The 18,565-nt window shown below is 66.0% G+C and carries 17 protein-coding genes and 1 pseudogene; 15 read left to right on the top strand and 3 right to left on the bottom strand.

Features of this window, described 5'->3' with window-relative positions; all coding sequences use genetic code 11:
• Positions 1 to 90 precede the first annotated feature (90 nt).
• Positions 91 to 645, top strand: a complete 555-nt coding sequence (locus CupriaWKF_RS09815) for a host attachment protein (protein ID WP_276097714.1) — start codon at positions 91 to 93, stop codon at positions 643 to 645.
• A gap of 6 nt (positions 646 to 651) precedes the next feature.
• On the opposite strand, the gene CupriaWKF_RS09810 is transcribed toward CupriaWKF_RS09815, so the two are convergent.
• Complete coding sequence (locus tag CupriaWKF_RS09810; protein WP_276097713.1) at positions 652 to 1,233, bottom strand: hypothetical protein; 582 nt, start codon at positions 1,231 to 1,233, stop codon at positions 652 to 654.
• A 116-nt stretch (positions 1,234 to 1,349) separates the two neighbouring features.
• On the opposite strand from CupriaWKF_RS09810, the gene CupriaWKF_RS09805 reads away from it, so the two are divergent.
• Complete coding sequence (locus CupriaWKF_RS09805) at positions 1,350 to 1,892, top strand: MarR family transcriptional regulator (RefSeq protein ID WP_276097712.1); 543 nt, start codon at positions 1,350 to 1,352, stop codon at positions 1,890 to 1,892.
• Between the two features lie 20 nt (positions 1,893 to 1,912).
• On the opposite strand, the gene CupriaWKF_RS09800 is transcribed toward CupriaWKF_RS09805, so the two are convergent.
• A complete protein-coding gene (locus tag CupriaWKF_RS09800; RefSeq protein WP_276097711.1) occupies positions 1,913 to 3,136 on the bottom strand; it encodes an IscS subfamily cysteine desulfurase in 1,224 nt (407 codons plus the stop codon).
• 330 nt (positions 3,137 to 3,466) lie between these two features.
• Between CupriaWKF_RS09800 and CupriaWKF_RS09795 the strand changes: the two genes are divergently transcribed.
• From CupriaWKF_RS09795 to CupriaWKF_RS09750, 10 genes are read left to right on the top strand one after another with little or no spacing between them, the layout of a single operon-like run.
• Complete coding sequence (locus CupriaWKF_RS09795) at positions 3,467 to 3,991, top strand: flavin reductase family protein (protein ID WP_276097710.1); 525 nt, start codon at positions 3,467 to 3,469, stop codon at positions 3,989 to 3,991.
• Between the two features lie 44 nt (positions 3,992 to 4,035).
• Entirely contained in the window at positions 4,036 to 5,517 is a 1,482-nt protein-coding gene (locus tag CupriaWKF_RS09790) for a 4-hydroxyphenylacetate 3-hydroxylase N-terminal domain-containing protein (protein WP_276097709.1), read from the top strand.
• A gap of 51 nt (positions 5,518 to 5,568) precedes the next feature.
• Positions 5,569 to 5,949 carry a cupin gene (locus tag CupriaWKF_RS09785; protein WP_276097708.1) on the top strand — a complete coding sequence of 127 codons (381 nt, stop codon included), beginning with the start codon at positions 5,569 to 5,571 and terminating at the stop codon, positions 5,947 to 5,949.
• Between the two features lie 2 nt (positions 5,950 to 5,951).
• A complete protein-coding gene (locus CupriaWKF_RS09780) occupies positions 5,952 to 7,292 on the top strand; it encodes an amidase (RefSeq protein WP_276097707.1) in 1,341 nt (446 codons plus the stop codon).
• Positions 7,293 to 7,339: 47 nt separating this feature from the next.
• Entirely contained in the window at positions 7,340 to 8,575 is a 1,236-nt protein-coding gene (locus tag CupriaWKF_RS09775) for an ABC transporter substrate-binding protein (RefSeq protein WP_276097706.1), read from the top strand.
• Positions 8,576 to 8,617: 42 nt separating this feature from the next.
• On the top strand, positions 8,618 to 9,307 hold the full coding sequence (locus CupriaWKF_RS09770; protein ID WP_276097705.1) for a DUF2848 domain-containing protein: 690 nt from the start codon (positions 8,618 to 8,620) through the stop codon (positions 9,305 to 9,307).
• Positions 9,308 to 9,331: 24 nt separating this feature from the next.
• Complete coding sequence (locus CupriaWKF_RS09765; RefSeq protein ID WP_276097704.1) at positions 9,332 to 10,108, top strand: ABC transporter ATP-binding protein; 777 nt, start codon at positions 9,332 to 9,334, stop codon at positions 10,106 to 10,108.
• Between the two features lie 13 nt (positions 10,109 to 10,121).
• Positions 10,122 to 10,841, top strand: coding sequence for an ABC transporter ATP-binding protein (locus CupriaWKF_RS09760; protein WP_276097703.1), 720 nt, complete (start codon positions 10,122 to 10,124; stop codon positions 10,839 to 10,841).
• 21 nt (positions 10,842 to 10,862) lie between these two features.
• Positions 10,863 to 11,747 (top strand): branched-chain amino acid ABC transporter permease, encoded by an 885-nt coding sequence (locus CupriaWKF_RS09755; protein WP_276097702.1) that lies wholly within the window; start codon positions 10,863 to 10,865, stop codon positions 11,745 to 11,747.
• A 56-nt stretch (positions 11,748 to 11,803) separates the two neighbouring features.
• The gene (locus CupriaWKF_RS09750; protein WP_276100743.1) at positions 11,804 to 12,772 is read left to right on the top strand and encodes a branched-chain amino acid ABC transporter permease; all 969 of its coding nucleotides are present in this window, start codon (positions 11,804 to 11,806) and stop codon (positions 12,770 to 12,772) included.
• A gap of 36 nt (positions 12,773 to 12,808) precedes the next feature.
• Here the strand turns inward: CupriaWKF_RS09750 and CupriaWKF_RS09745 are convergent, their stop codons facing one another.
• The gene (locus tag CupriaWKF_RS09745) at positions 12,809 to 14,605 is read right to left on the bottom strand and encodes a glycoside hydrolase family 15 protein (RefSeq protein ID WP_276097701.1); all 1,797 of its coding nucleotides are present in this window, start codon (positions 14,603 to 14,605) and stop codon (positions 12,809 to 12,811) included.
• Positions 14,606 to 14,927: 322 nt separating this feature from the next.
• Between CupriaWKF_RS09745 and CupriaWKF_RS09740 the strand changes: the two genes are divergently transcribed.
• The 3 genes and pseudogenes from CupriaWKF_RS09740 to CupriaWKF_RS09730 all read left to right on the top strand — a co-directional run bounded on the left by CupriaWKF_RS09740 (position 14,928) and on the right by CupriaWKF_RS09730 (position 18,558).
• Complete coding sequence (locus tag CupriaWKF_RS09740) at positions 14,928 to 15,686, top strand: IclR family transcriptional regulator (RefSeq protein ID WP_276097700.1); 759 nt, start codon at positions 14,928 to 14,930, stop codon at positions 15,684 to 15,686.
• Between the two features lie 243 nt (positions 15,687 to 15,929).
• Positions 15,930 to 17,559 (top strand): annotated as a pseudogene (locus tag CupriaWKF_RS09735) (ABC transporter substrate-binding protein).
• A gap of 27 nt (positions 17,560 to 17,586) precedes the next feature.
• On the top strand, positions 17,587 to 18,558 hold the full coding sequence (locus CupriaWKF_RS09730) for an ABC transporter permease (protein WP_276097699.1): 972 nt from the start codon (positions 17,587 to 17,589) through the stop codon (positions 18,556 to 18,558).
• Positions 18,559 to 18,565 lie beyond the last annotated feature (7 nt).

Raw genomic sequence — 18,565 nt, 5'->3', positions numbered from 1 at the left:
GGGAAGATACATCAACTTCCGGGGTGGCGTGCGGCTTGCAAGTCTTTCTCCACGCGGCCCGGTATCGGGGCCGCCGAACGGAGACGATTCATGAAGACGATCTGGATCCTTGTCGCGGATGAGGGGATTGCAAGAGTGCTCGCCTCGCAAGGCGCAAGCACGCCACTGGAAGACGTCGAGAAGATCACAGACGCCGGAGCCCGCGCGCACAATGCCGCCTTGCGGCACGACGCCTACGGTCGCCGCGCACAGGCCAGCATGCAGGGCGACGCGGGCCATCCGGGCGCACACGCGGGCCGTACCGCTACCGTCACGTCATCGGCTGGCGAGGACGCGGTCCACCAGGAAGCCCAGCTCTTCGCGCGCCGCGTCGCGAAGCTGCTCGAGGAGGCCCACAACAAGCAGCGCTTCGACGAACTGGTCGTCATCGCGCCGCCGCGCTTCCTTGGCCTGCTGCGCAAGGCTCTGCCGCAGTCCGTGTGCAACGTCGTCACGCGCGAACTCGACAAGGACTATCGCCAGCTCGGCAACAACGACCTGCAGCGGCGGCTTGCCGACGATGGCATCGTCCCGGCGCGGCGCGATCCGCGCATCGAGATGGGCAAGGGGCCGGGCAACGAGATCGGCAGCCTGCCGACGCGTTAAGTCTGGCTACGGAGTGGGCAGCGCAGCGGGGAAGGCAAACGACCTCAGCGCTTCAAGCGCAGGCCGGTTTGCCAGCGCCCGCTCGATACCCGCCTTGAGTTCCGCCGTGCGAACTTCGGGATAGGGCAGCGATGCGTGCAGCGCTGCCAGCGCCCGTGCACCGGGATCATCGATCACGTCCATGCGGTCGATATGGATATGGAAGCTTGCGATCCGGGCCTTGCCGTCAGTCATGACGAAGCCAAGGCGATAGTAGCCCCGGCCCACGCGCAGCTTCGTTGCCGCAGTTTCGCGCATGGCAACCAGCCATGGAACGATCATGGCGCCGTCGTGCCAGGACTGACTGTCGCCGATGTAGTAGGTTCGGCAGCGGTCAAAGATCCTCGCAAAATCTGAAACCAGGGTGCGGGCAATTGCCGCCGCGCCTTCCGTTCTCGATGGAAAGCTGATGGCGTCGGTATTGAGCGAGATCGTCAGCCAGGCATCGTTGGCGAAGGCGTCATGGATGATCTCGGGGCGGTTGTTGTCCTTGGCCTCGATGTACTGGTGCAGCAGGGCTTGCGCCGCAGCGGCCGGGATAGCGGTCACAGTGATCTCCGTTTCAGGGAATCGCGCCAGAGAGCACCTGGCAGCGCCAGTCTTCTCCGGTGGCGTTTGCTACAATTTGATGCAAAGCTTGCTTAAAAAGCTAAGTGGAGCATACCGTGGCGTCGAAAGCGTCCAGCAAGACCCTGACCATCACCAACCCGGCATGCCTGGTAGACGGCTCGGATACCGAATTCCGCCACCTCGTGAACGGGCTGTTGCCCTTCGCCGCGCGGCTGCTGACGGTGCGGGACGGCTTCGGCAGCCTGATCGGGCTGACCGGAGTGCAGTACTCCCTGATCCGGTCGATTGCGCACCTGTCCCGGCAGGGCGACGTGACCGTCAACCAGCTTGCCGACCATCTGCACCTGAGCGGGCCGTTCATCACGATCGAAACCGGCAAGCTGAAGAAGCTCGGCCTGATCGACAAGAAGGCGCACCCCGAGGACCGGCGCAAGATGCTGCTGACGATCACGCCGGCCGGAACCAGGCTGCTCGGCGAATTGCTTCCGGTGCAGCAGCGCATCAATGACGTGCTGTTCGACGGCGTCACGCGCACGGAATTCAAGGTGCTGTGCTCCATTGTCGATCGCCTCGTCGCCAACGGCGATCGCGCCGCGCTGGACCTCGAGCACCTGCACGCCCGGCGGCAGGCCGGCTAGCCATCGCGGGACCCGCGCCATCAGTGGTCAGCCCACTGGATCGTGCGCAGGTCGATGCCTTCCTTGTGCATGTCCCAGAGCGGACTCAGTTCGCGCAGCCGGCCGACGGTGGCGTTCACCAGGCCGATCACCTCATCGACTTCCGCCTCGGTGCTGTAGCGGCCCAGCGTGAAGCGGATGGAGCTATGCGCGAGTTCATCGCTGCGGCCGAGCGCGCGCAGCACGAACGACGGCTCCAGTGAAGCCGATGTACAAGCCGAACCCGACGACACCGCCACGCCCTTGATCCCCATGATCAGGGACTCCCCCTCGACAAAGTTGAAGCTCACGTTCAGGTTGTGCGGCACGCGCTGCGCAATGCTGCCGTTGACGTAGACCTCTTCAAGCGCGCTCAGCCCCGCCAGCAGCCTGTCGCGCAGCGCGCCGACGCGGCGCGCTTCTTCGTCCAGTTCGAGCCGCGCAATGCGAAAGGCCTCGCCCATGCCGACGATCTGGTGCGTAGGCAGCGTACCGGAGCGCATGCCGCGCTCGTGGCCGCCGCCGTGGATCTGTGCTTCCAGGCGGATGCGGGGTTTGCGACGCACGTACAGCGCGCCGATGCCCTTGGGGCCATAGACCTTGTGCGCCGTCACGGTGAGCAGGTCGATCTTCAGCACTTCCAGGTCGATTGGAATCTTGCCGGCTGCCTGCACCGCGTCGCAGTGGAAGACGACGCCCGCGGCGCGGCAGATCTCGCCGACTTCCTTCACTGGCTGGATCACGCCGATCTCGTTGTTGACCATCATCACCGACACCAGGATGGTGTCTGGCCGCAGCGCCTGGCGCAGCGCGTCGAGATCGATCAGGCCGTCCTCGCGCACGTCGAGATACGTCACCTCGAACCCTTGACGCTCCAGCTCGCGGCACGTATCGAGCACGGCCTTGTGCTCGGTCTTCACGGTGACGATGTGCCGTCCCTTGCCGCGGTAGAAATTCGCCGCGCCCTTGATGGCGAGGTTGTTGCCTTCGGTCGCCCCCGATGTCCAGACGATCTCGCGCGGATCGGCATTCAGCAGCGCGGCCACATGCGCACGCGCGGTCTCTGCGGCGTCTTCCGCGTGCCAGCCGTATGCGTGGCTGCGCGAGGCAGGGTTGCCGAAGTGCTGGTGCAGGAAGGGAACCATCTTCTCGACGACGCGGACGTCGACCGGGGTCGTCGCGCTGTAGTCCATGTAGATCGGAAAGGTCCGGGGCTCGGATTGCATGATGTTTCTGCTCTGGAGTGGGGGTTACGCGGACCGAGTCTAGCACCGGGACCACCAGAATCCTTGCCGGTCCATGCCGTCGATAGGGTTGTTGTCGGGTTTGCGGCGCCACTTCGTCAAGCCGCACGGGTCATTCTGGATTTCTCGGAAACCCTTGTGTGGGAAGGGTTTCCGGGTGTCAACCATGGTTTCGGGACTGCTCTCCCGGCGCTCGCCTAGGTGTTTTTACTAGCTTGAATAGCGAAATTTATTAGCATTGAATAATACCTAACAAACAAAGCTAAAAACAAAAGCAAATGAGCAAGGTCGACAACATGTGTAGGAGTCGTGATGTCTGAGTCATCTGTTGCGGGCGCTATCGAACTCGACGCCCAACGTCATTTCCGCAGCGCGCTGGCCATGTTCGCCACGGGTGTGGCCGTCATTACCGCGCCGCGGGAGGAGGGCACGCCGGTCGGTATCACGGTGGCGTCGTTCAATTCGGTATCGCTGGATCCGCCGCTGATCCTGTTTTCGGTGGATCGCCGCTGCCACAGCCTTGGCGACCTGTGCGCGTCACCGCGTTACGCGGTGAATGTGCTGGCCGAAGCCCAGCAGGATATTTCGAACCGCTTCGCCCGTGCGAACTCGGGCAAGTGGGACGGTATCGACGCCGGTCCGCGCGATGCAAGCCACGTGCTGCTGCCCGATGCACTGGCCACCTTCGAATGCGAGCCGTATGCGCAGCATGACGGCGGCGATCACGTGATCTTCATCGGGCGCGTCGTTCGCCACCAGTCCCGGCAGGACGGCCGGCCCCTGATTTTCTTTGGCGGCAAGTACCGCGCTCTGGACGCCAGCCCGGCCGCCGCCTGAGCCCACCACCAGCACCCAATCCAGCAGACACCCAGGAGAACAACATGGTCAAGACCGGCACCCAGCACATCGCCATGCTGCGCGATGGACGCGAAGTCTATCTGGACGGCAAGCGCGTGACCGATGTCACCACGCACCCGGCCTTCCGCAACTCGATCGGCAGCTACGCGAGCCTCTACGACTTCCAGGCCCGGTCCGAGAACCTCGAAAAGATGACGTTCCAGCCGGACGGCACTGCCAACCGCATCAGCCGGATCTGGCAGCTTCCGACCAGCTACGACGAACTCGTGCAGCGCCGTGACGCGCTGGAGGCATGGACCGAGTTGCACTACGGCTTCATGGGCCGATCGCCCGACCACGTGGCCTCGTGCATCTCGGGCATGTATATGGGCATCGACGTGTTCGAGCAGGCCGACCCCAAACGTGCCGGGGCCCTGCGCGATTACTACCGCTATGCGCGTGACAACGACCTGTTCCTGACCTACGTGATCGTCAACCCGCAGGCCAACCAGTCCAAGTCGGCGCATGAGCAGGAAGACAAGTACCTGGCGGTTGGCATCGTCGACCAGGATGCGGAAGGCATCACCGTGCGCGGCGCCAAGATGCTGGCCACCAGCGGCATCATGGCCAATGAAGTGTTCTGCAGCTGCATCCAGCCGCTGCGCGAAGGCGACGAGATGTACGCGCTGTCGTTCGCGATCCCGATGAACACCAAGGGCCTGAAGGTCATGTCGCGCAAGTCGTACGAGGCCAATGCCACGTCGGTGTTCGACAACCCGCTCGCGAGCCGCTATGACGAGAACGACGCGGTGCTCTACTTCGACGACGTGAAGGTGCCCTGGGAGCGGGTCTTCGTTGCCGGCGACGTTGCGATGTGCGCGCGCCAGTTCCATGCCACGCCGGCGCACAGCTACCAGAACTACCAGTGCCAGGTGCGCCTGATGGTCAAGCTGCGCTTCCTGGTCGGCATCGCGCACAAGATCACCGAAGTCAACGGTACCAGCAACTTCCCGCAGGTGAAGGAGATGCTCGGCCAGCTCGCCGCCGAAGCGGGCATGGTGGAGGCGTGGGTCTACGGCATGGAAGCCAAGGGCCAGATGGTCAACGGCTACTACGTGCCGGACCGCAGCATGCTGTACGGCTCGCAGGTGCTGACGCAGCAGCTCTACGCGAAGGTCCTCAACACACTGCGCGAGCTGGCCGGCGGCGGCATGATCATGCTGCCTTCCAGCATTCAGGACTTCGCCAACCCGGTGCTGGCCGAGATCATCGCCAAGACGCAGAAATCGCCGGCCTGCAGCCCGGCGGAGCGCGTCAAGTTCTTCAAGCTCGCGTGGGACGCGGTCGGTTCGGAGTTCGCGTCGCGGCACAACCAGTACGAGATGTTCTATGCGGGCGCGTCCTTTGTCACGAAAGGCCATGCCTACCGCACGTACGACTGGAAGCGCGCCGCGCACCTCGTCGACAACATGCTCGGCAGCTATTCACTCGAAGCCGAACTGGGCACAACCGCGCGTGCTGCCTGAGACTGCTCTCGCACTGTTAGCTCGGACTCACCCCACACCAAGGAGATGATCATGGCGATCAACAAGCTTCACGACGAATTCCATACGCTGGACCTGCAGTCCGGCTGGGAGGTGCCGCATGGCTATCCGGCCGGCATCCAGCAGAAGATCCTGTCCGGTGCACTCGATGAACCGGGCCGCCGCGGCAGCCGCACGCGCCTGCTGCGCTTCGAGCCCGGTGTATTCACCACCCAGCCGTTCGTGCACGAGTACTGGGAAGAGGTGTATCTGCTCAGCGGTGACCTCACGGTGGGCAACGACGCGAGCGGGCAGGGCGGCGAAGCATTCGAGCCCAACACCTATGCCTGCCGCCCGCCCGGCGCGTTCCACGGGCCGTTCAAGTCCGATGCCGGCTGCATGCTGCTCGAGATCCACTACTACGATCCGGCCTGATCATGACTGCCACCGTACGAGCCGCCCTGCGGCAACTGGCTGATGGCAGCGCGAACGCCGCGTCGCTGCTGGCGTCCTGCGTGGAGCGCATCTGCAATCCGGGCGGCGAGGGCGCGCGCGTCTTTCCGCATGGCGTCAGCATGGCCGCATGCAAGCAGGCGCGCGCCAGTGACCTGATGCGCGAGTACGGCGTTGCCGGCCCGCTGGCCGGCGTGCCGATCTCGATCAAGGACCTTTTCGATGTGCAAGGCGACGTCACGCGGGCCGGGGCGCGCATGCTGCCCGAGCGGCCGGCTGTCGCCGACGCGACGGCCATTGCCCGGCTGCGGACGGCAGGCGCGGTGTTCGTCGGGCGCACGAATATGACCGAGTTCGCGTACTCGGGGGTCGGCATCAACCCGCACTACGGCACGCCGCGCAATCCGTTCGATCGTGCTGGCGAGCGTATTCCGGGCGGCTCGTCTTCGGGCGCCGCGGTATCGGTGGCCGACGGCATGGCGCTGGCTGCCATCGGTTCGGATACCGGCGGGTCGTGCCGCATCCCGGCGGCGCTGTGCGGCATTGCGGGCTTCAAGCCCACGGCAAGCCGCATCCCGCTGGACGGCGCGGTGCCGCTGTCGCCGAGCTACGACTCCGTCGGCTGCCTGGCCAGCACGGTCGCGTGCTGCGCCGATATCGACGCGGTGATGGCAGACGAAGACATGACTCCGCTGGCCCCGGTGCCGCTTGCGGGTTTGCGCCTGGCCGTGCCCGCCGGATTCGTCTTCGACGGCGCCAGCGACGAGGTGGCGCGGTCATTCAGCCGCGCGCTGCGGCAGCTCTCGGCCGCCGGTGCCCGGCTGCAGGATGTGCATTTCGACAGCTGGGACCATCTCGCGGAGATCGGTGCCAGCGGCGGCCTGGTGGCTGCCGAGGCCAGCGCCTGGCATGCCGACCTGCTGACGGCGCATGCGGACGCGTATGACCCGCGCGTGCTGTCGCGCATCCGCCTGGCGGATGCGCAACGCGCGTCCGACTACGTGCGCATGCTCGCGCGCCGCACCGCATTGTGCCGGCAAGCCGATGCCGAACTTGCGGGGTTCGATGCGGTGGTGCTGCCCACCGTGCCGATCGTGGCGCCGCGCATCGCCGACGTCGACGATGATGACGAGGCATTTTTCCGCGTCAACCGCCTGCTGCTGCGCAACCCGGCCATCGCCAACATGCTCGACCTGTGTGCGTTGTCGGTGCCGTGCCATCGGCGCGGTGAAGCGCCGGTGGGCCTGATGCTGTTCGGCCGCCATCGGGCCGACCGGCGGCTGCTGGGCATCGGCATGGGCGTGGAAGCCGCCCTGCAACGGTAGATGTGCAATTCAGATTCCCCAAGAGAATCCAACCTGGAGTAGACAACATGCCTGCAATGCGAATCGGCGCGGCCGTCCTGGCCGGTGCCATGCTATATGCCGCCCCTGCGAGGTCCGCGAAGGCCGCGGAGGTGCCCCGAATCAGCGACGGCGTCGTCAAGATCGGCGTGCTCACGGACATGTCCTCGATCTTCTCGGATATCGGCGGCAAGGGATCGGCAGTGGCTGCCCAGATGGCCGTGGAGGACTTCGGCGGCAAGGTGCTTGGCGCGCCCGTACTGGTCGTCAGCGCCGATCACCAGAACAAGACCGATGTCGCCGCGACGCTGGCGCGCGGCTGGTTCGACAACCAGAAGGTGGATGTCATCCAGGACGCGCTGCCTTCGTCGGTGGCGCTGGCCGTGTCGAACCTTGGCAAGCTCAAGCACAAGATCGTCATTGCCAGCGGCGCGGGGACCACGCGCCTGAGCAACGAGGATTGCTCGCCCTACACGGTGCAGTACTCGTATGACACGTATGCCTTCGCTGCCAACACGGTGAAAGCGCTGGCGAAGTCGGGAGACAAGAGCTGGTACTTCCTGATGGTCGACTATGCGCTCGGCACGTCGCTGGAGAAGGATGCAACGGATGCGCTGGCGAGCGCAGGTGGCAAGCTGACGGGCAAGGCCAGGCATCCGATCAACTCGGCGGACCTGTCGTCCTATCTGCTGCAGGCGCAGGCCTCCGGCGCGAAGGTGATCGGTCTGGCCAATGCCGGCGCGGATACCGTGAATGCGATCAAGACTGCAGCGGACTTTGGCATTGGCATTGGCGGCAAGCAGAAGCTTGCCGGCCTGCACATGTTCATCAGCGACATCCACAGTCTCGGTCTGCAGGCTGCACAGGGCATGCTGCTCACCACATCGTTCTACTGGGACCGCGACGATGCCACGCGTGCGTGGTCGCAGCGCTTCTACGAGCGCACCAAGCGCATGCCCACGCTGGTCCAGGCTGGCGTGTACTCGTCGACCATGCATTACCTCAAGGCCATCCAGGCAGCGCAGACCGATGACAGCGACGCCGTCATGGCCAAGATGCGCGAGATGCCTGTCAATGACTTCTTTGCGAAGGACGGCCGGATCCGCGCAGACGGCCTGATGGTCCACGACATGTACCTCGTCGAGGTCAAGCGCCCGGACGAGTCAAAGCGTCCGTGGGACTTCTACAAGATCAAGAGCGTGATTCCCGCGAGCGAGGCGTTCCGCCCACTCAGCGCGAGCCACTGTCCGCTCGTGCGCAAGTAAGCGTCGCGCATCCATTTCGCCAATACAGGATTTCGTCTCATCATGAAAACGCTCACCTTCGATATCGACAGCACCCAGGCGCGGGAGAACCGCACCTTCACCATCCGCCAGCTCGTGGTCGCGGGCTGGACCGGGCGCGACGTCGCCGCCATGGAAGCCCATATCCGCGAGCTGGAGGAACTGGGCGTCAGGCGCCCCGCGTACACACCGGTCTTCTATCGCGTGGCGGCGGAACGGCTCGGCGCAGCCGGGCAGATCCAGGTCAGCGGCCAGGCCAGCAGCGGCGAGGCGGAGTTCCTGCTGGTGAAGGATGGCGACGAGGTGCTAGTCGGTATTGCCTCCGACCACACCGACCGCGAGGTGGAAACCTATGGCATCACCGTGTCCAAGCAGATGTGCGAAAAGCCATGCGCCGCGACGCTGTGGCGCCTGGCCGATGTGGAGGGCCACTGGGATGCGCTGGTGCTGCGCTCGTACGCCACCATCGGCGGTGAACGCGTGCTGTACCAGGAGGGTCCGGTGACGGCCATGCGCGCGCCGGCCGATCTCATCGCCCGCTTTGCCGAGCACGGCGGCGAGTTTGCCGACGGCACGGCCATGCTGTGCGGCACCTTGCCCGCGATCGGTGGCATCCGGGCGGCCGAGCGCTTCGAGATCGAGCTGGAGGACCCGGTCCTGGGCCGCACGCTGCGGCACGGGTATGAGATCGTCTCGCTGCCGGTCCAGGGCTGAAGTTCCACCTCACCGGATCCAGTCATGCCCCATGAAGATCTGATACTCGAAACCCGCAGCCTGGCGAAGTCCTTCCGGGGCTTCACCGCGGTGAGCGACGTCAACCTGCGCGTGCGCCGCGGCTCGATCCATGCGCTGATCGGGCCCAACGGCGCCGGCAAGACCACCTGCTTCAACCTGCTCACCAAGTTCCTGGAGCCGACCACCGGCACCATCCTCTTCAACGGCGTCGACATCACGCGCGAGAAGCCTGCGCAGATCGCGCGCCGCGGCGTGATCCGCTCGTTCCAGATCTCGGCCGTATTCCCGCACCTGACGGTGATGGAGAACGTGCGCATCGGCCTGCAGCGCCAGATGGGCACCGCGTTCCAGTTCTGGCGCAGCGAACGTTCGCTCGACGTGCTCAATGATCGCGCGATGGAGCTGCTGGAGCAGGTCGGCCTGACCGAGTTCGCGCAGACCGTCACGGTGAACCTGCCGTACGGGCGCAAGCGCGCGCTGGAGATCGCCACCACGCTCGCGATGGAGCCCGAGCTGATGCTGCTCGACGAACCCACGCAGGGCATGGGCCACGAGGACGTGGACCGCGTCACGCAGCTGATCAGGAAGGTCTCGGCGGGCCGCACCATCCTGATGGTCGAGCACAACATGAACGTGGTGTCGTCGATCGCCGACAAGATCACCGTGCTGCAGCGTGGCGCGATCCTCGCTGAAGGGCCGTACGCTGAAGTGTCGAAAGACCCGCGCGTGATGGAGGCCTACATGGGCACCGCCGACGCCGAGCTGCAAGGCGCGCACTGAGGAGGCCATCGACATGACGACATCCAGCGTACCGGCGCTCGAGATCAAGGACCTGCACGCCTGGTACGGCGAATCGCACATCCTGCACGGCGTGGACCTGACCGTGAACCGCGGCGAGGTGGTGACGCTGCTGGGCCGCAACGGCGCGGGCCGCACCACCACGCTGCGCGCGATCATGGGCCTGACTGGCGCGCGCAAGGGCTCGATCAAGGTCAACGGCCACGAGACCATCGGCCTGGCGACGCACAAGATCGCGCACTACGGCATCGGCTATTGCCCGGAAGAGCGGGCGATCTTCTCGAGCCTGTCGTGCGAGGAGAACCTGATGCTGCCGCCGGTGCTGAAGGGCGCCGACAAGGGCATGAGCGAGGCCGAGATCTACGAGATGTTCCCGAACCTGAAGGAGCGCCGCCAGAGCCAGGGCACGCGCCTGTCGGGCGGCGAGCAGCAGATGCTGGCGGTCGGGCGCATCCTGCGCACCGGCGCGAACCTGCTGCTGCTTGACGAGATCTCGGAGGGTCTGGCGCCGGTGATCGTACAGGCGCTCGCGCGCATGATCCTGATGCTCAAGAAGAAGGGCTATACGGTGGTGATGGTGGAGCAGAACTTCCGCTTCGCCGCGCCGCTGGCCGACCGCTTCTATGTGATGGAGCACGGCAGCATCGTCGAGCGCTTCGCGGCGAGCGAGCTGGAGGGGAAGATGCCGGTGCTGCATGAATTGCTGGGCGTATAGAGCCCAAAAAAGGAGAGTTCCGTGGAACTGTTCAATATCCCGCTTTCCGCGCTGCTGTCCCAGCTCTTGCTGGGGCTTGTCAATGGCGCGTTCTACGCGATGCTGAGCCTTGGGCTGGCCGTGATCTTCGGCCTGCTCAATGTCATCAACTTCGCGCACGGCGCACTGTTCATGCTCGGCGCGTTGCTGGCGTGGGCCGGCATGGCCTACGCCGGGCTCGGTTACTGGGTGATGCTGCTGCTCTCGCCGCTGGTGGTGATGGCGCTTGGCATGCTCATCGAGAAGACGATGCTGCGCTGGCTCTACCAGCTCGACCACATCTACGGCCTGCTGCTCACGCTGGGGATCACGCTCGTGATCGAGGGCGTATTCCGCTCGGCCTATGGTGTGTCGGGCTTGCCGTATGCCCCGCCTGCCGTGCTGCAAGGTGCGACCGACCTTGGCTTCTTGCGTCTGCCCGACTATCGCGCATGGGTCGTAGCTGCGTCGCTGGGCGCGTGCCTCGGCACGTGGTACCTGATCGAGAGGACCCGTGTCGGCAGCGTCCTGCGCGCGGGCACCGAGAACGCCAGGGTGGTGGAAGCGTTCGGCGTCAACGTGCCGCTGATGGTGACCCTGACCTATGGCTTCGGCGTGGCGCTGGCGGCCTTTGCCGGCGTGCTGGCCGCGCCGGTCATGCAGGTGTCGCCGCTGATGGGGCAGAACCTGATCATCGTAGTCTTCGCGGTGGTGGTGATCGGCGGCATGGGGTCGATCACGGGATCGATCCTGACCGGCCTCGGGCTCGGCGTGATCGAAGGCCTCACCAAGTTGTTCTATCCGGAGGCATCGTCGACCGTGGTGTTCATCATCATGGCGCTGGTGTTGCTGGTGCGCCCGGCAGGGCTGTTCGGAAAGGAGAAATGATGCGTGAACCCTCGATGACTGCAGTCGTGCTGCAGCCGCAAGCGCCCGCCTGGCGCATGCCGAAGACGGCCCTGTATGGCCTGCTCCTGCTTGGCCTGCTGGCCGCGCCGCTGGCGGGCGCCTATCCGGTGTTCGTGCTGAAGGTGCTTTGCTTCGCGCTGTTCGCATGTGCGTTCAACTTGCTGATCGGCTATACGGGCTTGCTCTCCTTCGGGCATGCCGCGTTCTTTGGCGGCGCCGGCTATGTCGCGGGCCAGGCCATGAAAGCGTGGGGCGTGACGCCGGAGTTCGGCCTGATCCTCGGCACAGGGACGGGCGCGCTGATCGGGCTGGTCATGGGCACGCTGGCCATTCGGCGCCAGGGCATCTACTTTTCGATGATCACGCTGGCGCTCGCGCAGATGCTGTATTTCCTGTGCCTGCAGGCGCCGTTCACGGGCGGGGAGGACGGGCTGCAAGGCATCCCGCGCGGCAGGCTGTTCGGCGTGTTGTCGCTGGAAGGCGATCTCGCGCTGTACTACGTGGCGCTGGCCATTGTGGTGGCAGCGTTCGCCTTGATCGTGCGCACGGTGCATTCGCCGTTAGGCCAGATCCTGAAGGCGATCAGGGAGAACGAGCCGCGCGCGGTCTCGCTTGGCTATGACGTCGACCGCTTCAAGCTCGCGGCGTTCGTGCTCTCGGCGGCGCTGTCGGGGCTGGCCGGATCGCTGAAGGCACTCGTGCTTGGTTTCGAGACTCTGACGGACGTCCACTGGTCGATGTCCGGCGCGGTGATCCTGATGACGCTGGTCGGCGGCCTCGGCACGCTTGCTGGCCCCATAGTCGGCGCATTCGTGATCGTGGCGCTGGAGAACAAGCTTGGGGACATCGGGAGCTACCTTGCCGTGGGAACTGGCGTGGACTGGTTCAACGGCCTCGGCGAGTCGGTGTCGATGGTGACGGGGTTGATCTTCGTCTTTTGCGTGCTGACGTTCCGCAAGGGCATCGTCGGACAGTTCGGCGGGCGAGCGCGCGAAGGGGGGTGACTGTCTGCTGCCGGGCAAGGAAGAATCGTGGCGACGTCAGGCGCGCCTGACGCCCTTGTCGAGCAGCAAGGCAGTATTGACCAGGGCGATATGCGACAGGGCCTGCGGAAAATTGCCAGCCATGCGGCGCGTGGCCGGGTCATACTCTTCCGACAGCAGTCCGACGTCATTACGCAGCAGCAGGAGGCGCTCGAACAATTCGCATGCCTCCTGCCGGCGTCCGGCCACGGCATAGGCGTCCGCCAGCCAGAAGCTGCAGGCAAGGAAGGTCGGCTCGTCGCCGGGCAGGCCGTCCGCCGTGCGCGACGGCAGGTACCGCCGCACCAGCCCGTCGACCAGCAGTTCTTCCTCGACGGCCTTGATCGTGCCGAGCATGCGCGGGTCCTTGCCGTCGATGAAGCCGACGATCGGCAGGAGCAGCAGGCTGGCGTCGGTGGTACTGCCGCCGTAGACCTGCACGAAGCTGTTGCGCCTGGTATTGAAGCCATTGACGAGCACGTCGGCGCGTATGGTGTCCCGCACGGTGCGCCAGCGTGAGGCGGAGCCCGGCCAGTCGTGCATCTCGACGGTCTTGATGGCCCGGTCCAGCGCGACCCAGGCCATGACCTTGGAGAAGGTGAACGGCTGCCGCCCGCCGCGCACTTCCCAGATTCCCTCGTCGGGTTCCTGCCAGATCGCGGCAAGGTGGTTGACCAGCGAGCGCTGCAATGCCCACGAGTCGGGATCGCGGGGCAGGCCGCCAAGGCGCGCCTGGTACAGCGCGTCCATGACTTCGCCATAGACGTCGAGCTGGAGCTGGGTCGCGGCAAGGTTGCCGACGCGTACCGGGGCGGCGCCCTTGTACCCCGGCAGCCAGTCGAGCTCCCGTTCCCACAGGTGCCGCTCTCCGGCTACGCCATACATGATCTGGGCCTGCTCGGGACTGCCGGCGACGGCGCGGGTGAGCCAGGCGCGCCAGGCCTGGGCTTCGTCATAGTAGCCGGCGGCCATGAGCGCCAGCAGGGTTCGCGTCGCGTCGCGCAGCCAGCAGTAGCGGTAGTCCCAGTTGCGTACGCCGCCAGGCGCTTCGGGCAGCGAAGTGGTCGGGGCCGCGACGAGGCCGCCGGTCGGCCAGTAGGTGAGCGCCTTGAGAGTCAGCAGCGAGCGCCTGACCGGCCCCCTCCAGTCACCGCCCCCCTCGCACCGGTTGGACCAGTCTCGCCACCAACGGCCTGTGCGTTCGAGTTCCTTCAGTGCATCGAGCGGGGGCGGCGCGGCAAGGTGCGAGGGACTGTAGGTCAGCACGAATGGCTTCACCTCGCCGGCCTCTACCGTGAACTCGCAGGTCGTGGCGAGGTCCTTCCCGCGCAGTGGCTCGGGCGAGCGCACGATCACCATGGCGGGGCCCGCCACGGCGCGGATGCCGTTGCCTTGTTCGAGCCGGGTCACCCACGGCACCGTCGCGCCGTAGTCGAAGCGCAGCGTCAGATCCATCTTCATGTCGAGCTTGCCGCTACGGCCGCATACGATCCGGACAAGATCAGAACACTCGCCGGAATTGGACATGCCAAGGCGGATCGGCATGAAGTCGATCACGGTGACGACGCCTTCCGGATGGACAAAGACGGTTTCGAGCACCAGGCTGCCGGGCCGGTAGTGGCGCCGGCTCCTGCCGCCGCGGCCAGCAGGTGCGATGCGCCAGCGTCCGTGATCGCGCGTGCCTAGCAAGGCGGCCAGGCAGGCCGCGGAATCGAAGCGCGGCAGGCAGAGCCAGTCGATGCTGCCGTCACGGCAGACCAGCGCTGCCGTTTCGCAATCGCCAATCAGTGCGTAGTCCTCGATGGAAGCAGCCACGGCAGTCCTGGTCGCGTCGGTGGGCCCCCGGGGCAGCCTGTAGCACTGCCTCGCGGGAATGACCGTGGGCAACGCGCCGGCCGGGCCCGTCTACCTTGTTGGAGGCGCGCGCGATGTCATGGTTCCGGTACGTGGCGATGGCGCTGCGCGATCACGCCAGCAACCTGGCCATGCCATGCGCATTGCGATACATTGCGCGCCGCGAGTCACGCTGCCGTCGGCGGCCGTTGTCGCATCCGGGTCCTTGCTGGCAAGCCCGCTACAATTCGCCATGAACCCCGTTTCAGAAACTGTGCAAGAAACCAAGCAAGAAACCAAGCCGATGACATACATCGTTGACGCCGTGGACGAGGCCCTCGGCCTGTTGATGCTGGTGGCCGAGCATCCGTCGCTGGGCGTGACCGAGCTCGCGCGCCGCGCCGGGCTGACCAAGGCGCGCGCGTTCCGGCTGCTGAGCACGCTTGAGCACCGCGGCATGATCGCGCGCGAGGCGCCGGCGGCGGTCTACAAGCTGAGCTACAACGCCTTGCTGGTCGGCAATGCCGCGCGCGAGCAAGTCGACCTGATCAAGCTGGTCACGCCGAGCCTCGCCGCGCTGGGTGCCGCTTGCGGTGAGAACGTGATCGTGCGCGTGCGTGACGGGCTGGAATCGGTCTGCGTGGCGCGCCATGAGTCGTCGCAATCGGTGCGCGTGCATACGGAGGTCGGCAACCGGCGTCCGCTGCATGTGGGCGCCTCCGGCAAGCTGCTGCTCGCCTTTGGCGGCGAGACCCTGATCGACGCGGTGCTGGCGAACGCGCCGCAGCGCTTCACCGACAAGACCATTGTCGATCCGCAGGCGCTGCGCGACGAACTGGCCGCCATCCGCGCCGCGGGCTACGCGGTGTCGCTTGGCGAGCGCGAGCCCGATGCCGTGTCGGCCGCTGCGCCGTTGCGCGACCATACCGGCGCCACGGTGGCTTCGCTAAGCATTGCCAGTCCGGCCAGCCGTACCACGCAAGAAGTGCTGGATCGCCACGTGGCCATGGTCGTCGAACAGGCGGCCGTCTTGTCGCGCTCGCTCGGTCACACGGGCGCCTGATTCCCCGGCCGGCAGGCCACCCGTTGCCGCGTCCGCGGCAACTTCCTCCCCCCCGATTCCCACCTCCCACGCCGGCAATGGACTACCGCCGGCGTGCGGTCCACTGCTCGCGATAGATCCGTGTCGTGGCCGGACGGCCGCTCCTTTTCGTTGGCTTCGAAATCTCTGACAGCGGGTAAACCCGGCTTACCCGTGCCATGGCTTTGTCTTATTCTTCGATACACGGTATCACTGAATGAAACAATGTTTCAGCAAACGAGAACAGCAACACCTGCAAGAGGCCGCCGGCATCCGGCGGCCGCGCTCATTCTTGCCACCGTGCTGGCACTGGCCGGCGCGGGGACGGTGCGCGCGGCGGACCTGCGCATTGGCTACAAGGCGGAGATCAGCGCGGCCGACCCGCATGTGCTCGACGCCGCGGGGCGCAATCTCTGGGGACACGTCTACGAGACGCTGGTCGGACTGGAATGCCCTGCGCCCCGAGCCGCAGCTCGCCACCGCCTGGCGCCAGCTTGATGCGCGCACATGGGAGTTCCAGCTGCGCCCCGGCGTGCGCTTCAGCAATGGCGAGCCGTTCACGGCGGAAGACGCCCGGTATTCGATCGAGCGCGCGCGCCACCTAGCCGGTGCGCGGACGTTCCGCACCTACCTGAAATCGATTGCCGAGGTCCAGGCAAGCGGGCCGCTGACCTTGCGCGTGGTGACGCGCACGCCCAACCCGGTGCTGCCGCAGAACGTGGGCCTGGTGGCCATGCTGCCGCGCTCGCTGGGCGACAAGGCCAAGGAAGCTGACTTTGCGGCGGGCCGCGCAGCGATCGGCACCGGGCCGTACCGCTTCGTGTCGTGGGAGCACGGCCAGCAGCTGACCTTCGCGCGCAACGCCGCTTACTGGGGCGCACCGGAGCCGTGGGACCACGTGGTGTTCCAGTTCATTGCCAAGGAACCGGCGCGCGCGTCGGCGCTGCTGTCGGGGTTGGTGGATGTGATCGACGCCTCGTCGGCCAGCATCGCCGATGCCTTCACCCGCACCAACGGGCGCATTCGCACGGTATCGGCCACGTCGTACATGCTGAACTACCTGCAGCTCGACCAGGCGCGGCAGGTGTCGCCGTACGTGAGCGACAACGAAGGGCGCCCGCTGGCCGCCAATCCGCTGCGCGACGTGAAGGTGCGCCAGGCCATCAGCGTCGCGATCGACCGCGAGCTGATCGCCGCGCGCGTCACCAAGGGCGATTCCGTTCCCGCCGGCCAGCTTGTGCCGCAAGGCTTCTTCGGCTTTGCGCGTGCCGTGGCGGCGCCGCATGGCGATTCGGCCGAGGCGCGCCGGTTGCTGGCGGAGGCTGGCTATCCGTCGGGCTTCCGCCTGACCTTGCATTGCCCCAATGACCGCTACCTGAACGATGCCAAGACCTGCGAAGCCATCGGCCAGATGCTGACTCGCGTGGGCATCCGGACCGAGGTGCGCACGCTGCCGTACTCCGTGTACATCACGCGGGCCACGTCGGGCGGGGAGGGCGGCAAGCCGGAGTTCAGCGCGTTCATGCTCGGCATCGGCGCAGTCAGCGGCGATTCGCTCGAACCGCTGGTGGCCGCCGCGCATTCGCAGAAGAAGGCTGGCCTGGGCGCCAACAATCGGAGCGGCTATGCCAATCGCGCGGTCGATGCGCTGGTCGACGAGGCCATGCGCACCATGGAGCCGCCGGCGCGCGAACACGTGCAGCGCCAGGCGGCCGTGACCCTGGCCGAAGACGTGGGCGTGGTGCCGCTGCACCACCTGCGCGCCACATGGGCCTACCGCAACGGGCTCATGGTGAAGGCGCGCAGCGACGGCTTCACCTATGCCACCAATATTCGACCGGCCGCGCAACCCTGACGCGCGCGGGCCATTCCGGAAGCCATCATGCTGGAAACCCTTCTCAAACGGCTGCTGCAGAGCATCGCGGTGCTCTGGATCATGTCGGTCCTGACCTTCTGCGCCGTCAACCTGATCGGCGACCCGGTGCACCTGCTGGTGAGCCCGACGGCGACCGAGCAGGAGATCGCCGAAGCGCGCCACTCGCTCGGGCTGGACCAGCCGGTCCAGCAGCAGTACCTGCATTTCGTGCAGGGCGCGCTGCGCGGCGACCTGGGCGATTCCTTCATCTACAACCGGCCGGCCATCGAGCTGATCGTCAGCCGCGTTCCGGCGACGCTGGAACTGGCGGTGACCGCGCTGCTGCTGTCGCTGGCCATCGGCATCCCGATGGGGATCTTCGCCGGCCTCAAGCCCAACAGCCGCCTGTCGCGGCTGCTGATGGCGTGCTCGCTCGGCGGCGTGATCATGCCCACGTTCTGGATCGGCATGATCGGCATCCTGCTGTTCTCGGTGAACCTGGGCTGGCTGCCGTCGGGCGGCCGCGGTCCGGTCAGCACGGTGCTGGGCATGCCGCTGTCCGTGACGAGCTGGGAGGGCATCCGCTTCCTGCTGCTGCCGGCGCTGACGCTGTCGCTGTTCAAGATCTCGCTGGTTGCGCGCCTGACCGAGGCCGGCACGCGCGAGGTGGCCGGGCAGGAGTACATCAAGTTCGCCCGGGCCAAGGGTGTGGGCGGCGCGCGGCTGGTGCTGCGCCATGTGGTGCCCAATGTGCTGATTCCCATCGTGACCGTGGTGGGGCTCGAATTCGGCCACCTGATCGCGTTCTCGGTGGTCACCGAATCGGTGTTCTCGTGGCCCGGCATGGGCAAGCTCATCATCGACTCGGTGCTGGCGCTGGACCGCCCGGTGGTGGTGGCCTACCTGCTGGTCACGCTGGTGCTGTTCGTGGTGCTCAACCTGATCGTCGACCTGCTCTATGTGGTGCTCGATCCGCGCCTGCGCCACAAGGCGGCCTGAACGCTTC

The sequence above is a fragment of the Cupriavidus sp. WKF15 genome, from assembly GCF_029278605.1.
Lineage (GTDB): Bacteria > Pseudomonadota > Gammaproteobacteria > Burkholderiales > Burkholderiaceae > Cupriavidus.
The sequence above is the reverse complement of the archived record's forward strand: the minus strand, read 5'-3'. Positions and strand labels throughout refer to the sequence as shown.